Source organism: Pseudomonas sp. I2, from assembly GCF_040984075.1.
Lineage (GTDB): Bacteria > Pseudomonadota > Gammaproteobacteria > Pseudomonadales > Pseudomonadaceae > Aquipseudomonas > Aquipseudomonas guariconensis_B.
In genome coordinates this window covers 122,645-136,473 of the sequence record NZ_JBCGFQ010000005.1, presented here as the reverse complement: position 1 = coordinate 136,473, position 13,829 = coordinate 122,645, and the positions used below count along the sequence as shown (strand labels likewise).

At 65.7% G+C, this 13,829-nt stretch carries 15 protein-coding genes and 1 tRNA gene; 11 read left to right on the top strand and 5 right to left on the bottom strand.

Features of this window, described 5'->3' with window-relative positions:
- Window positions 1-11: 11 nt before the first annotated feature.
- Both WCE05_RS04480 and WCE05_RS04475 read right to left on the bottom strand, forming a co-directional pair.
- On the bottom strand, window positions 12-764 hold the full coding sequence (locus tag WCE05_RS04480; RefSeq protein ID WP_253080625.1) for a slipin family protein: 753 nt from the start codon (window positions 762-764) through the stop codon (window positions 12-14).
- Window positions 765-766: 2 nt separating this feature from the next.
- On the bottom strand, window positions 767-2,137 hold the full coding sequence (locus WCE05_RS04475) for a nodulation protein NfeD (protein WP_368815508.1): 1,371 nt from the start codon (window positions 2,135-2,137) through the stop codon (window positions 767-769).
- A 95-nt stretch (window positions 2,138-2,232) separates the two neighbouring features.
- Here WCE05_RS04475 and WCE05_RS04470 point away from each other — a divergent pair, with 95 nt between their 5' ends.
- From WCE05_RS04470 to WCE05_RS04460, 3 genes are all read left to right on the top strand, one after another.
- Window positions 2,233-2,691, top strand: coding sequence for an aminoacyl-tRNA deacylase (locus tag WCE05_RS04470; protein ID WP_225786695.1), 459 nt, complete (start codon window positions 2,233-2,235; stop codon window positions 2,689-2,691).
- 61 nt (window positions 2,692-2,752) lie between these two features.
- On the top strand, window positions 2,753-2,995 hold the full coding sequence (locus WCE05_RS04465) for a DUF2789 domain-containing protein (protein ID WP_225786694.1): 243 nt from the start codon (window positions 2,753-2,755) through the stop codon (window positions 2,993-2,995).
- Between the two features lie 71 nt (window positions 2,996-3,066).
- Window positions 3,067-3,705: an NADH:ubiquinone oxidoreductase subunit N gene (locus WCE05_RS04460; protein ID WP_225786693.1), complete on the top strand. Its 639-nt coding sequence runs from the start codon at window positions 3,067-3,069 to the stop codon at window positions 3,703-3,705.
- On the opposite strand, the gene WCE05_RS04455 is transcribed toward WCE05_RS04460, so the two are convergent.
- The 3 genes from WCE05_RS04455 to WCE05_RS04445 all read right to left on the bottom strand — a co-directional run bounded on the left by WCE05_RS04455 (window position 3,706) and on the right by WCE05_RS04445 (window position 6,310).
- Window positions 3,706-4,143 carry a CBS domain-containing protein gene (locus WCE05_RS04455; protein ID WP_225786692.1) on the bottom strand — a complete coding sequence of 146 codons (438 nt, stop codon included), beginning with the start codon at window positions 4,141-4,143 and terminating at the stop codon, window positions 3,706-3,708. It lies immediately after the preceding gene.
- Window positions 4,144-4,337: 194 nt separating this feature from the next.
- Window positions 4,338-6,071: a dipeptidase gene (locus tag WCE05_RS04450; RefSeq protein WP_253101300.1), complete on the bottom strand. Its 1,734-nt coding sequence runs from the start codon at window positions 6,069-6,071 to the stop codon at window positions 4,338-4,340.
- Between the two features lie 162 nt (window positions 6,072-6,233).
- Window positions 6,234-6,310: transfer RNA gene (locus WCE05_RS04445), tRNA-Arg, on the bottom strand.
- Between the two features lie 211 nt (window positions 6,311-6,521).
- Between WCE05_RS04445 and WCE05_RS04440 the strand changes: the two genes are divergently transcribed.
- The 8 genes from WCE05_RS04440 (at window position 6,522) to WCE05_RS04405 (ending at window position 13,810) form a co-directional block, all read left to right on the top strand.
- A complete protein-coding gene (locus tag WCE05_RS04440; protein ID WP_225786688.1) occupies window positions 6,522-7,271 on the top strand; it encodes a GntR family transcriptional regulator in 750 nt (249 codons plus the stop codon).
- The gene (locus WCE05_RS04435; protein ID WP_368815507.1) at window positions 7,268-8,992 is read left to right on the top strand and encodes a fumarate reductase/succinate dehydrogenase flavoprotein subunit; all 1,725 of its coding nucleotides are present in this window, start codon (window positions 7,268-7,270) and stop codon (window positions 8,990-8,992) included. Before WCE05_RS04440 ends, WCE05_RS04435 begins: the two co-directional genes overlap by 4 nt.
- Window positions 8,993-9,098: 106 nt before the next feature.
- Complete coding sequence (locus WCE05_RS04430) at window positions 9,099-9,344, top strand: ferredoxin family protein (RefSeq protein WP_253080622.1); 246 nt, start codon at window positions 9,099-9,101, stop codon at window positions 9,342-9,344.
- Between the two features lie 131 nt (window positions 9,345-9,475).
- Complete coding sequence (locus tag WCE05_RS04425) at window positions 9,476-10,882, top strand: ABC transporter substrate-binding protein (RefSeq protein WP_225786685.1); 1,407 nt, start codon at window positions 9,476-9,478, stop codon at window positions 10,880-10,882.
- 15 nt (window positions 10,883-10,897) lie between these two features.
- The gene (locus tag WCE05_RS04420; protein ID WP_225786684.1) at window positions 10,898-11,680 is read left to right on the top strand and encodes an ABC transporter permease; all 783 of its coding nucleotides are present in this window, start codon (window positions 10,898-10,900) and stop codon (window positions 11,678-11,680) included.
- Window positions 11,680-12,537: an ABC transporter ATP-binding protein gene (locus tag WCE05_RS04415; RefSeq protein ID WP_225786865.1), complete on the top strand. Its 858-nt coding sequence runs from the start codon at window positions 11,680-11,682 to the stop codon at window positions 12,535-12,537. The genes WCE05_RS04420 and WCE05_RS04415 overlap by 1 nt, the downstream gene beginning before the upstream one ends.
- Entirely contained in the window at window positions 12,534-13,499 is a 966-nt protein-coding gene (locus WCE05_RS04410) for a HEAT repeat domain-containing protein (RefSeq protein WP_225786683.1), read from the top strand. Before WCE05_RS04415 ends, WCE05_RS04410 begins: the two co-directional genes overlap by 4 nt.
- Window positions 13,499-13,810, top strand: coding sequence for a gamma-butyrobetaine hydroxylase-like domain-containing protein (locus WCE05_RS04405; RefSeq protein ID WP_253080620.1), 312 nt, complete (start codon window positions 13,499-13,501; stop codon window positions 13,808-13,810). The genes WCE05_RS04410 and WCE05_RS04405 overlap by 1 nt, the downstream gene beginning before the upstream one ends.
- Window positions 13,811-13,829: the final 19 nt, after the last annotated feature.

Below are 13,829 nucleotides of genomic sequence, written 5' to 3'. Positions count from 1 at the left end.
GAGTGGCCCCGCTAGCGCTGCTTGTCGACCAATCCCTTGAGCAGGTCCACCGGTAACGGAAAGACGATGGTCGAGCTCTTGTCTCCGGCGATCGAGCCCAGGGTCTGCATGTAGCGCAGTTGCATGGCCCCCGGTTCCTTGCCGAGCATCTGCGCGGCCTGCATAAGTTTCTCCGACGCCTGCAACTCACCCTCGGCGTGGATCACCTTGGCCCGCCGCTCGCGTTCGGCCTCGGCCTGGCGGGCGATGGCGCGGACCATCGACTCGTTGAGGTCGACATGCTTGATCTCGACGTTGGCCACCTTGATGCCCCAGGCATCGGTCTGGGCGTCCAGCACCTGGCGAACGTCCGAGTTGAGCTGCTCGCGCTCGGCCAGCAGCTCGTCCAGCTCATGCTTGCCGAGCACGGCGCGCAGGGTGGTCTGGGCCAGCTGGCTGGTGGCGGTGAGGAAATCCTCGACCTGGATGATCGCCTTCTGCGGGTCGAGCACGCGAAAGTACACCACGGCGTTGACCTTGACCGAGACGTTGTCACGGGTGATCACGTCCTGGGGCGGTACGTCGAGCACCACGGTGCGCAAGTCGACCCGGACCATCTGCTGGATCCCCGGGATCAGGATGATCAACCCTGGCCCCTTGACCTGCCAGAAGCGCCCCAGCTGGAATACTACGCCACGCTCGTACTCGCGCAGGATGCGCAGTGCCGACACCAACAGCACGCCAAGCAATGCCAGCAAGGCGCCGAAACCGAACTGAACGAACATCTTCACTCTCCTTGCGCCGCGGGCGCGGTGGCACTGACCTCCAACATCACGCCATGGCGGGCGATTACCCGCACATGCTGCCCAGGCTGCAATGGGGTCGCGCATTGAACTTGCCATTGTTCGCCCTGGGCCTGCACCGAGCCGCAGAACGGGTTGTCCGCCATCACTTGGGTCACCGTGACCAGGCTGCCGACCAGGCCGGCATCGCCGCTGACCAGGGCCCGCTGTCGCGCCTTGAGGGCCATGCCCAGCACACCGCCCAGGAGCACCGCCGAGAGCACTGCCAGGCTGACGATCAAGCCCAGAGGGATACCGAAGCCGGGCGCTTCGGTATCCATCAGGATCACCGCGCCGACCACGAAGGCTACGATGCCACCGAAGCCGACCACGCCGAAGCTGGGCAGGAACGCTTCGGCGATCATGAACGCCAAGCCGAGCAGGATCAGCGCCACGCCGGCATAGCTGACCGGTAGCAACTGCAGGGCGTACAAGGCCAGCAACAGGCAGATACCGCCGACCACGCCGCCAACCCCGGAGCCGGGGTTCATGAACTCGAACAGCAGGCCATAGACGCCGATCATGATCAGGATCAGTGCCACGCTAGGGTTGGTGATCACTGCCAGCAGGCGGGTGCGCCAGTCTGGCGGATGCTCGAGCACCAGGGCGCCGGCGGTCTGCAACTGACGGGGTTGGCCGGCGACCTCCAGGGTCTTGCCGTCCAGCTGGCGTAGCAGGTCGGGCAGGTCGTTGGCCACCAGGTCGACGACCTTGAGGCGCAGGGCCTCGTTGGCCGGCAGGCTGACCGCCTCGCGCACGGCCTTCTCGGCCCAGTCGGCGTTGCGTCCGCGCAACTGCGCCAGGCCGCGGATGTAGGCGGCGGCATCGTTGACCTGCTTGCGTGTGAGGGCGTCCTGGCCCTCGGGGGCGGAGGCCTTCTCGTCCTTGTCCTTGGAGGCGGGCGTGGAGGGCGGGCCGGGGGCGCCGACCTGCACCGGCGTGGCCGCGCCCAGGTTGGTCCCCGGCGCCATGGCTGCCACGTGACTGGCATACAGGATATAGGTCCCGGCGCTGGCGGCCCGGGCGCCGCTGGGGGCGACGAAGCTGGCCACCGGTACGGGGCTGGCGATGATCGCCTTGATGATCTGGCGCATGGAGCTGTCCAGCCCACCGGGGGTGTCCAGGCGGATCACCACCAACTGCGCGCCTTGCTCCTGTGCCTGCTCCAGACCGCGTACCAGGTAGTCCGCACTGGCCGGGCCGATGGCATCGTCGATGCCCAGCACCCACACGCTACCGCCTGGTGCGGCCTGGCCTCCCGGGGCCGCGCCGAGCATCAGTAACAGCAGCAGGCAGTACCAGCAGCGAGCGATCACCTGTCGTCACCTCGTCGGACCTGTCCCCGAAGTTTAGTCGTGCTCGCCGGACCAGGGCCTAAACTTCAGGTTGGGGGCTAAACCGGAGGTGCATCATGCGTATGGCCAAGACCCTGCAGCAGCGCCTGGACCAGGCCAACTGCGACTACGACATCATTTCCCATCCACACTCGGCCACGAGCCTGGAGTCGGCACGCACTGCCGGCGTACCCGCCGAACGGGTCGCCAAGTCGGTGATGCTCGACGACCGTCATGGCAACTACCTCATGGCCGTGCTGCCGGCCAACCGGCACCTGGACATGAGCAAGGTGCGCATGACCGGCGCCTGGCAACTGACCCGCGAGAGTGGCCTGCCGACGCTGTTCGGCGACTGCGAGCGCGGCGCCATCCCGGCGCTCGGCGATGCCTATGACGTGAAGATGTTGCTCGACCCGAGCCTTACCCGCCAGGGCGATGTCTACCTGGAGGCAGGTGATCACGATCACTTGATCCACATGAGCATGGAGCAATACCTGAAGCTGGTTCCGCACGCCGAAGTGCGCGAACTGTGCTGATGACGTTCAAGCCAATGCCGGGCCGGCGTCGTGGACGACCCGCCCGGCCCGAGGAGGAATCATGGAAGCACCGATCCATCCATTTTCCGAGCTGTTCAAGCAATTGGGCCTGGCGGACGATGCCGAGAGCATCGACAAGTTCATCACCACGCACTCGCCGTTGAAGAACGAGATCAAGCTGGTGGATGCGCCGTTCTGGAGCGACGCCCAGCGTGCCTTTCTCAAGGAGAGCGTGATAGACGATGCCGATTGGGCGGTGCCCTTCGATCAACTCAACGAAGCGTTGCGCCGCCCCCGCAAATAAAGCGCCGAGCGGCACCTGTTGAGTGATTTGGCCGTTGCTATGCTCAGGAAAAACAAAAAGGGGATAGCGCGATGAAAGATCCCTACGCACCAGGATTCTGGTGCACCGTGACGATCCTGGGCACCCTGACGGCGGGTTACTTCTACGGTATCCGGCACGTCCACCACATGGACCAGGCCGTGCAGTTCCTGTATGCCGCCGCCGCGGTCACCGCGGCGGTGGCGCTCTGCGCCCTGGCCTGGATCGCCTGGCAGCAACTGCACCTGAACAAGCGCGAAGTGAGCCAGGGGCGAACGTTGCTGAGCATCTGGAACACCAAGGTGGCCCTGCGCCGGGTCGAGACCGTATTCGATCGTTATTTCTGGGGCAGCTACTGGCATTCGGGGAGGACCTTCGAGGAGGTCATGGGCGAGCTCAAGGGCACGCCGCTGGAGCAGAGCCTGGATGCCCTCAAGCGTCAGTGTCGGGAGCTGGACCGGGAGGTCCACGATCCTCATCACCGCTGGCTGGCCAATGCCCGTGACCTTTCCAGCGTGGCCACGGCCATGGCTCGCGAGCGCTATCAGCTCGACCTGTGCGACCCACGGGGCAGCGATGGGGGCAATACCGCAGTGCTCAACCGCGACCTGGAAGTGCTGGTGTACACCTGGTCGGCGCGCCTGCGCAGCTTCGACCATCAGCTGGACGAACTGGAGCGCGCCTACCACTGATCACTCGCCGCGGATGTACTGCTCCAGCTGCAGGATGAGGTTGGCCTGTTCGGCGATGGTTTCCTTGACCAGGTCGCCGATCGACAGCAGGCCGAGCAGTTCGCCGTTGCTCACCACCGGCAGGTGGCGCAGGTGGCGGTTGGTCATCAGGTTCATGCAGTACTCCAGGTTCTGCTTGGGTTCGACTGTGACCACCGGCGCACTCATGATCTCGCGCACGGGCGTCGCCGCCGACGAGCGGCCCTTGAGCACCAGTTTGCGGGCGTAGTCGCGTTCGCTGACGATACCCATCACCTGGCCGTTCTCCACCACCGGCAGTGCACCGACGTTCTTTTCCGCCAGCAACTTCAGGGCGTCGAGCACCGAGTCGTCAGGCCCTATGGTGTAGACGGTCTGATGCTGAGACTTGGTCTTGAGGATTTCTTCGACGTTCTTCATACGGGCCTCTGCGGGTGGAAAAGCGATGTGTCGGCAGTAAATAAAGCATCCTGCACGGCGTCCTGCACGGCAATGCGGAAAACGGCATGGACTTGATTGAAAAACGTCATTGGCGGGGGCTGGGGGCTTCGTGGGCAGTTGGGCGGTATTGGGCTGCCTTGCAGCCCATCGCCCAAATGGCGCGTACCGAAGGCTCAGAGCTCTGGCATCTGCCCGATCCGCGCCACCATCTCGCTGACGATCTGCAGGTCCAGCATGAACTGCTCCACGGTCTTGAACTCGTTGTCGTTGTGCCCGGTGTACTTCACGTTGGGCATGGCCAGGCCGAACTGCACGCCATTGGGCAGGTCATGCACCGAGGTGGCGCCGGCGGAGGCGCCGAACTCATGGGGCAGGCCGAGGTTCTCGCTGGCCACGGCGAGCAAGGCCTTGACCCATTCGCCTTCGGGGTTGCGGTACATCGGCTCGTCGAGGCTGTACTCGAACGCTACCGAGGTGTGGCTGCCGCGGGCCCAGGTCCCGAGCTTGTCGGCCAGCTCGTCCTTGATCGTGGCAATCGCCTTGCCTTTTGGAATGCGCAGGTTCACCGCCAGCTTGAGGGCCTTCTGATCGAGCCCGACGTAGGTTAGCGAAGCGGTCAGTGGGCCCATGAACTTGTCCTCGAAGTCCACGCCAAGCTTCTTGCCGAAGTAGTCCAGCCCCCAGTTATCGGCCGCATAGCGCGCGGCATCGGTGATGTGGTTGTGCTTGAGCGGTACCTGGTCGCCCAGGCCGTTGAGGAAGTCGAGCATCCGGGCCACGGGGTTGATCCCCGATTCGGGCTCCGAAGAGTGGGCCGAGACCCCGGTCACCGTCAGCACCACTTCCTTGCCGGCTACCTTGGCATCGAGGGTGAAATCGCCGCCGTTGCGCTTGACGTAGTCGGCACCGGCCTTCTGCAGGTCTGCGGCCAGGGCGGTGGGATTGTCGCCACGCAGGGTCGCCACCGAGGTGGTGGGGATCTGGTTGGTGGCCAGCCCGCCCGTCAGGTGGATGATTTCCGCCCCCTTGCCGGTGGCGGGGCGCCGGCGGAAGCTGGCCATCACGGTGCCGTAGCCTTTCTCGGCGATCACCACCGGGTAGCCGCCATCCAGCGCCAGGTTGTAGGTGGGCGTGGGGTTGCGGGCGAAGTAGTAGGGGATCGCATCGCCGCTGGTTTCCTCGGTGGTGTCCACCAACAGCTTGAATTGACGGGCCAGGGGCAGTTTTTCGTCCTTGGCCACCTTCAGCGCATACAGCGCCACGACGATGCCGTTCTTGTCGTCCTCGGTGCCGCGGCCATACATGCGATCGCCCACCAGGGTGACCTTGAACGGGTCCAGGCGGGTGCCGTCCTCGAGCTTCCAGTTGTCCGGGTTCACCGGTACTACATCGGCATGGGCGTGGATGCCGACCACTTCCTTGGCGTCGTCACCCAGGGTGATCTCGTAGACCCGGTTGTCGATGTTGCGAAAGTGCAGGCCGAAACCCTCGGCCAGCGCCTTGATCTTGTCGGCGATCTTCAGGAACTCGGGGTTCTCGTGCTGCGGCACGCCCTCGACCTGGAAGGTCGGGATGGCCACCAGCTCACGCAGGGTCTCGGTCGCGGCCTTGCCGTACTTGATGCGGGTGTAGAGGCCGAGCAAGCGGTGGATCTCGTTCTGTTGCTCGGCACCCAGCGGCTTGTTGGCCAGGTACGCCTTGAGGGTTTCAGCCAGGTTGTCGGCCTTGGCCAGTTCGCTGCTGGCAAGCTGGCCGAGGAACCGGCGGAAATCCGCCGGGTCGCTGTTATCGTAGGCCTTGAGGATCGCGGCGGACTGCTGCGGGGTGAGGTTGGCCTGGGCCTGGTTGGCGAACAAGCCCAGGCTGGCCAGCAGCAGGGTCGCGGCGGTGAGTTTTTTCAGGTACATGGGCGAGCGCATTCCTTTGCTGAGCGTTGGAAGGGAGGTACCCGTTTGTAGGAAACGGGAAGACGCTCACGCTAACACCAATGGCCTGCGGTACGGGAGTGCCAAGCGTGCGATGTCGCACAAACGAAAAAGCCCCGGGAAGGTTCCCAGGGCTTTCAGGTATGGCGCACTCGGCGGGATTCGAACCCACGACCCCTGCCTTCGGAGGGCAGTACTCTATCCAGCTGAGCTACGAGTGCAACGGGGCGCAATGATACCCATCTGCGTCGATGACGTCCATCGCCTTGATTCAGGGTGATTTTCCAGGGTCTCGGGCAGCGATGGGCGTGCCTTGGGGCCCGTGCCTGTGAATAACCATATTCAATATCGGTATTTCCCCGGAGGCTCTTATGCTCGCTACTCTCTGGTCACAACTTGTTATAACAAGTCAGTCCATAGCGAAGAGATCCCATGGCCGAACTGCTCCCCCTCTCCCCGGTACCGCTCTACACCCAGCTCAAGGAACTGCTGCGCGGGCGAATCCTCGACGGCACCTACCCGCCGCACAGCCGCATGCCTTCGGAAAACGAGCTGGGCAAGGCCTTCGACGTCAGCCGCATCACCGTGCGCCAGGCGCTGGGCGACCTGCAGAAGGAGGGGCTGATCTTCAAGATCCACGGCAAGGGCACCTTCGTCGCCAAGCCCAAGGCGTTCCAGAACGTCACCACCCTGCAAGGCCTGGCCGAGTCCATGACCCAGATGGGCTACGAGGTGCTCAACCGTCTGCGCAGCCTGCGCCATGTGCCAGCCAACGCGCTGGTGGCGGCGCGCTTGCAGGTGGAGGAGGGCAGCCTGGTCACCGAGATCCGCCGGGTACGCCTGATCAACCGCGAGCCTGTGTCGCTGGAGCTGACCTGGCTGCCCAAGGCCATCGGCGAAAAACTGGAAAAGACCGACCTGGCCACCCGTGACATCTTCCTGGTGCTGGAGAACGACTGCGGCATCGCCCTGGGCCACGCCGACCTGGCCATCGATGCGGTGCTGGCCGACAGCGACCTGACCCAGGCGCTGGAGGTGGAGGAGGGCTCGCCGATCATGCGCATCGAGCGCCTGACCCACGCCGCCGACGGCACGCCGCTGGACTTCGAGCACCTCTACTACCGCGGCGATGCCTTCCAGTATCGCCTGCGCATCGACCGTCAGAAGGGACCCAAGCCATGAGCATCGACACCCAGGACTACGACATCGTCGTGATCGGCGGCGGCACCGCCGGCCCCATGGCCGCCATCAAGGCCAAGGAGCAGGACAAGACCCTGCGCGTGCTGTTGCTGGACAAGGCCAACGTCAAGCGCAGTGGCGCCATCAGCATGGGCATGGACGGCCTGAACAACGCCATCATTCCCGGCCACGCCACCGCCGAGCAGTACACCAAGGAAATCACCGTGGCCAACGACGGCATCGTCAACCAGGCCACGGTGCATGCCTATGCCACCCATAGCTTCGAGACCCTCTCGCAGCTCGACCGCTGGGGCGTGAAGTTCGAGAAGGACGAGACGGGCGACTACGCGGTGAAAAAGGTCCACCACATGGGCGCCTACGTGCTGCCCATGCCCGAAGGACACGACATCAAGAAGGTGCTGTACCGCCAGCTCAAGCGTGCCCGGGTAGACATCAGCAACCGCATGGTCTGCACCCGCCTGCTGCTGGACGCCGAAGGCGCTGCTGCCGGGGTCATGGGCTTCGACTGCCGCAGCGGCGAGTTCCGGGTGATCCGTGCCAAGGCGGTGATCCTCGCCTGCGGCGCCGCCGGCCGCCTGGGCCTGCCGTCCTCCGGGTACCTGATGGGCACCTACGAGAACCCGACCAACGCCGGTGATGGCTATGCCATGGCCTACCACGCCGGGGCCGAGCTGGCCAACCTGGAGTGCTTCCAGATCAACCCACTGATCAAGGACTACAACGGCCCGGCCTGCGCCTACGTCACCGGCCCCCTCGGTGGCTACACCGCCAACAGCAAGGGCGAGCGCTTCATCGAGTGCGACTACTGGAGCGGGCAGATGATGTGGGAGTTCCACCAGGAACTCGAAGGCGGCAACGGCCCGGTGTTCCTCAAGCTCGACCACTTGGCCGAGGAGACCATCCAGACCATCGAGCAGATCCTGCATGGCAACGAGCGCCCCAGCCGTGGCCAGTTCCACGCCGGCCGTGGCACTGACTATCGCCAGCACATGGTCGAGATGCACATCTCCGAGATCGGCTTCTGCTCCGGGCATTCGGCCTCGGGGGTGTGGGTCAACGAGAAGGCCGAGACCAGCGTCAGCGGGCTCTACGCCGCCGGCGACATGGCCGCCGTGCCGCACAACTACATGCTCGGCGCCTTCACCTATGGCTGGTTCGCCGGCGTCAACGCGGCGCAGTACGTGGCCGGTCGTGCATTGGCCGCAGTGGACCAGGCCCAGGTCGAACGCGAGCAGGCGCGGGTGTTCGCCCCGCTGCATCGCGAGCATGGCCTGCCGCCGGCACAGGTCGAGTACAAGCTGCGGCGCATGGTCAATGACTACCTGCAACCGCCGAAGGTGACGAAGAAGATGGAAATCGGCCTGGCGCGCTTCGCCGAGATCGAGCAGGACCTGGCGCAGATGAAAGCGAGCAACCCGCACGAGCTGATGCGTGCCATGGAGGTCACGGTGATCCGTGACTGCGCCGAGATGGCGGCCCGGGCATCGCTGTTCCGCGAGGAAAGCCGCTGGGGGTTGTACCACCACCGGGTCGATTTCCCCGAGCGCAATGACCGTGAGTGGTTCTGCCATTGCCATCTGAAGAAGGACGAACAGGGGCGAATGACCAGCTTCAAGAAAGCGGTCGAGCCGTACCTGGTGGCCCTGGATGCCGAGGAGCAGACCGCGTACGAGCGATTGAGGGTCAAGGCTGACGCTGCCTAGAAACTGCCCTTTGGGGCCGCTTCGCGCCCCATCGCCGGCAAGGCAGCCCCACTGGATCACCGAAGAACTCAGAAACGAGAGCCAAAGGCTCCAAGGACTCCGTGACATGCCCTATCGTCCCCAGGACATCTTTTTCCGCAGCAGCGCCCCGGTGACCATCGACGAAGACAAGTGCATCGCCGAGAAGGGCTGCACCGTCTGCGTCGATGTCTGCCCCATGGACCTGCTGGCCATCGACCCGGCCACGCAGAAGGCCTACATGGCCTTCGACGAATGCTGGTACTGCATGCCTTGCGAGAAAGACTGCCCGACTGGCGCGGTGAAGGTCGACATTCCCTACCTGCTGCGCTGAAACGAACCCTTAGCCTCACGCCATCCGGCCAAACCACCGGACGCCCATCTGCAAAGCCCCCTCGTTTCCCACCACCCCGCCTGGTGGCGGAGACGACTCCAATGACTCAAACGATTCGAGGGGAAACACCCATGCGCCTTGTTGCAACCGTGGCCGGCCTCGCGCTGGCGATCGTTGGCCTGAACGCCAATGCCCAGACCATCCGTGTGGCCATCGGCACACAGGACACCACCATCAACTGCGCCACCGGCGGCCTGCTGATCCGCGAGCTGGGCCTGCTGGAGAAGTACCTGCCCCATGACGGCAAGTACAAGGACGCGAAGTACCAGATCGAATGGAAGAACTTCACCAGCGGCGCGCCGCTGACCAACGAGATGGTCGCCGGCAAGCTCGACTTCGGCGCCATGGCCGACTTCCCAGGCTCGTTCAACGGTGTCGCCCACCTCGATGCCGGCAAGCGCAGCCTGTTCATCAGCGTGCTGTCCGGCAGCGTGCAGGGCAGCGGCAACGGCATCGTGGTGCCGGCCGCGTCCGCCGTGCAGTCGTTGGCCGAGCTCAAGGGCAAGACCATCTCCGTGCCCTTCGCCTCCACCGCCCACGGCATGCTGCTGCGGGCCATCGCCGCCCAGGGCTGGGACCCGCAGAAGGACGTGCGGATCATTGCCCAGGCGCCGGAAATCGCCGGCTCCGCCCTGCGCAGCAACCGCATCGAGGCCCACGCCGACTTCGTACCGTTCGCCGAGCTGTTCCCCAACCGTGGCTTCGCCCGCAAGATCTACGATGGTTCCCAGGCCAACGCGCCGACGCTGCATGGTGCCCTGGTGGATGCCGACTATGCGCAGAAGTACCCCGAAGTGGTCACCGCCTACCTGCGAGCGAGCCTCGAAGCCGACCGCCTGATCGCCGCCGAGCCGGAAAAGTACAGCGAGCTGATCGAGAAAGTCACCGGCATCGAGGCTGAGGTCAACTACCTGTTCCACGGCCCGCTCGGCCTGCAAACCCGCGACCTGACCTGGAAACCGGAATACCGCCAGGCCGTGGCGACCTCCATCGATACCCTCAAGTTGCTGAAGAAGACCGACCGTGGTCTGGACACCGACAGGTTCATCGACGACAGGTATATCCGTGCCGCCTTCGCGCAAGCCGGACTCGACTATGACAAGGCCCTGCACAACTACGACCCGCTGCCGTTGCAGGCCACGGATGCGCTGACCGGCAAGCCGATCACCGACTTCAGCCGCCTGGCGCAGATTTGGGTGCGCGGCGAGGATAAGGTCCGCCACTACGCCTCGCCCGAAGCCGCGCTCAGCGCCCTGGCGCAGCTGGAGCAAGCGGGCAAGGACATCCGCGCTATCTACGCCCAGGCCGCCGACAGCGGCATCAAGTTGCTCGCCAATCAGGCTTGGTTCGTACGCAACGCCAAGGGTGAGCTGGCCGCCTTCCTGCTGAAGGAGCAGGCGCAGCGCTATGCCCAGGCGCACGGTGGCGAGGCACTGGACTTCGTCAGCGCCAACCAGAAGCTGCTTGCCCAGCGCTGACCGGGAGACACCCTCATGAGCCGCGATCTCAAGCGCTGGCCCCTGCGCCTGGCTTCCCTGCTGGCCTGCCTGCTGTTCTGGCACCTGGCCGCCAGGCTGAAGCTGGACCTGGGGCTGTTCACCTTCACCTACGTGCCCACGCCACGGGCCGTGCTCGACGCCGCTTGGCAGTTGCTGGCCTCCAGTGCCTTGCTGGCACACCTGGGCAGCAGCCTGTCGCGGGTCTTCGCCGGGTACCTGGTCGCCGCCGTGCTGGGGGTGACGTTGGGCCTGCTGATCGGCCGCTCGAAATGGGCCGAGGACACCTTGCTGCCGCCTCTGGAAGTGCTGCGGCCGATCCCGGCGGTGGCCTGGATCCCGCTGGCGATCCTGATGTTCCCGTCCTCGGAACTGTCGATGGTGTTCATCACCTTCACCGGGGCGCTGTTTCCGGTATTGCTCAACACCGTGCATGGTGTCGAGGCGATCGACCCGCGCCTGGTGGCCTCGGCGCGCAGCCTGGGCGCCAGCCGCTACGCGATACTGCGCGAGGTGGTCCTGCCAGGGGCGCTGCCGAGCATCGTCACTGGGTTGGCCATCGGCATGGGCACCTCGTGGTTTTGCCTGGTGACCGCCGAGATGATCTCCGGGCAGTTCGGCATCGGCTACTACACCTGGGAGTCCTACACCCTGCAGAACTACCCGGACATCATCGTCGGCATGTTGCTGATCGGCCTGCTGGGCATGGGCAGCAGCGCGCTGGTCAAGCGCCTGGGCGCGCTGGCCACGCCTTGGTGCCGGGCACGGAGGGGCGCATGATGGGCAGCTATCGACAGGCGCCGGAGCCCGGGCGCATCGAGGCACGTGGGCTGTCCATCCGCCTGGGGCAGGGCAGTGAGGCATTCGAGGCGGTACAGGCGCTGGACCTGGCCATCGCCCCTGGCGAGTTCGTCTGCATCCTCGGGCCATCCGGCTGCGGCAAATCGACCTTGCTGGGCGCCCTGGCCGGGCACCTGGCGCCCAGCTCCGGCCAGTTGCGGGTGGATGGCCAAGCCATCGACGGGCCTTCGCCCCAGCGCGGCATGGTGTTCCAGCACCATACCCTGCTGCCCTGGCGCAGCGTGCTCGACAACGTCGCCTTCGGCCTGAAGATGCAAGGTTTGGGCAAGGCCGAACGGCACCGCCAGGCGGGTGAAATGCTGCGCCTGGTGGGCCTGGCCGACTTCGCCGGGCGCTGGCCCAACCAGCTTTCCGGCGGCATGCAGCAGCGTGCCGAGATCGCCCGGGTGCTCATCAACCGGCCGCGCCTGCTGCTGATGGACGAGCCCTTCGGCGCCCTCGATGCCCAGACCCGCTCGCGCATGCAGGCGTTGCTCCTGGACATCTGGGCGCGCATCCGTACCACCGTGGTGTTCGTTACCCATGACATCGACGAGGCGCTGTTCCTAGCCGACCGTCTGCTGGTCATGAGCCCGCGCCCCGGGCGCATCATCGAGGACCTGCGCCTGGACTTCGCCCGTCCGCGCCAGGCTGGCTTGCTGACCAGCCCGGCCTTCACCCACCTCAAGCGCCATTGCCTGGCCCTGCTGCGACATGAAGAAGGCCGCGAACTGCCGCGTCTGACGCCGCTGGGCCTGCCCGATGCCGACCACCCACCGCTGCGGATAGCCCTATGACCGAACGTACCACCGACAACCCCGACATCCTCGAACTGCTGCCACGCCTGGCCGATGCCGACGCAGGCGTGCGGCGCATCGCCCTGATCGCCCTGGCCGACCTGGAAGACCCGGACGGCCTGCCCTGGTTGACCGACGCCGTGCTGGTCGACGCCGATGCCACGGTGCGGGCCGAGGCCGCGCGCTTGCTGGAGGCCTGGGAAGAGCCCGAGGTGGTCCAGGCGTTGTGCGCCGCCCTGGCTGATGCTGACGAAGCGGTGCGCCTGGCGGCGGCCCAGAGCCTGAGCGAACTCAAGTCGCTGGAAGCCGGGCCGCTCATCCTGCCGTGGGTGGGCCATGCCGATGCCTTCGTCCGCGCCAGTGCCTTGCGTGCCCTGCGCGAGCTGCGCCTGGAGGACGCCGCCGGGCCAGCGCTGTTAGCGCTCGCCGACGCCGACGCCTCGGTGCGCCGTGAGGCGGTGGGTATCCTCGGTTGGCTCAAGCACGTGCCCGCCTTGCCGGCATTGGCCCGTTTGGCGGAGGAAGAAGCGGACACCGAGGTCCGCCGTGCAGCGATCGGCGCCTTGGGGCTGGCCCGTGATGCCAGTGTTCTGCCGGCCCTGGTCGCAGCCCTGCGCGACGACGCCTGGCAGGTACGCGAAGAGGCCGCCACGACCTTGGGCAAGGTGGGCGTGGGCGATGCGGGGGCGGCGTTGGTCGCGGCGCTGGACGACAGCTACTGGCAGGTGCGCCTGCGGGCGGCCCGCTCGCTGGGGCGCCTGCGCCATGGCCAGGCCTTGGATGCGCTGGCCACCTTGCTCGGCCATAGGATCGCCAACCTGCGCAAGGAAGCGGCGCTGGCCCTGGGCGAGCTGGGCAGGGCCCAGGCCCTGCCGGCATTGCAGGCAGCCGAGGCAGACAGCGACCCGGAAGTGCGCAAGGCTGTGCGCATCGCCCTGGCGCAGTTGCAAGGGGCGGCCTGATGGACGCTCCCAGCGCCCTGCGCAACCAGCGTGGTGCGAGGCAGTTGAGCGTGCAATGGCGCGATGCTGAGCAGGTGATCAGCCATGTCCGACTGCGCGGTGCCTGCCCCTGCTCGTGGTGCCGGGCGACGAAGCTGCGCGGGGGGATCGCCCTGGTGCGCGACGATGTGCGCCTGGAGCGCATCGCGCCACATGGCTATGGCGTCCAATTGGTGTTCAGCGACGGGCACGACAAGGGCATCTATCCCTGGGCGTACCTACGCGAACTGGGAGGCGCAGCCCTCTCGGCACAGGACGCGCCGAGCGGGTAGGAAAGTGTTAACGCCTTGC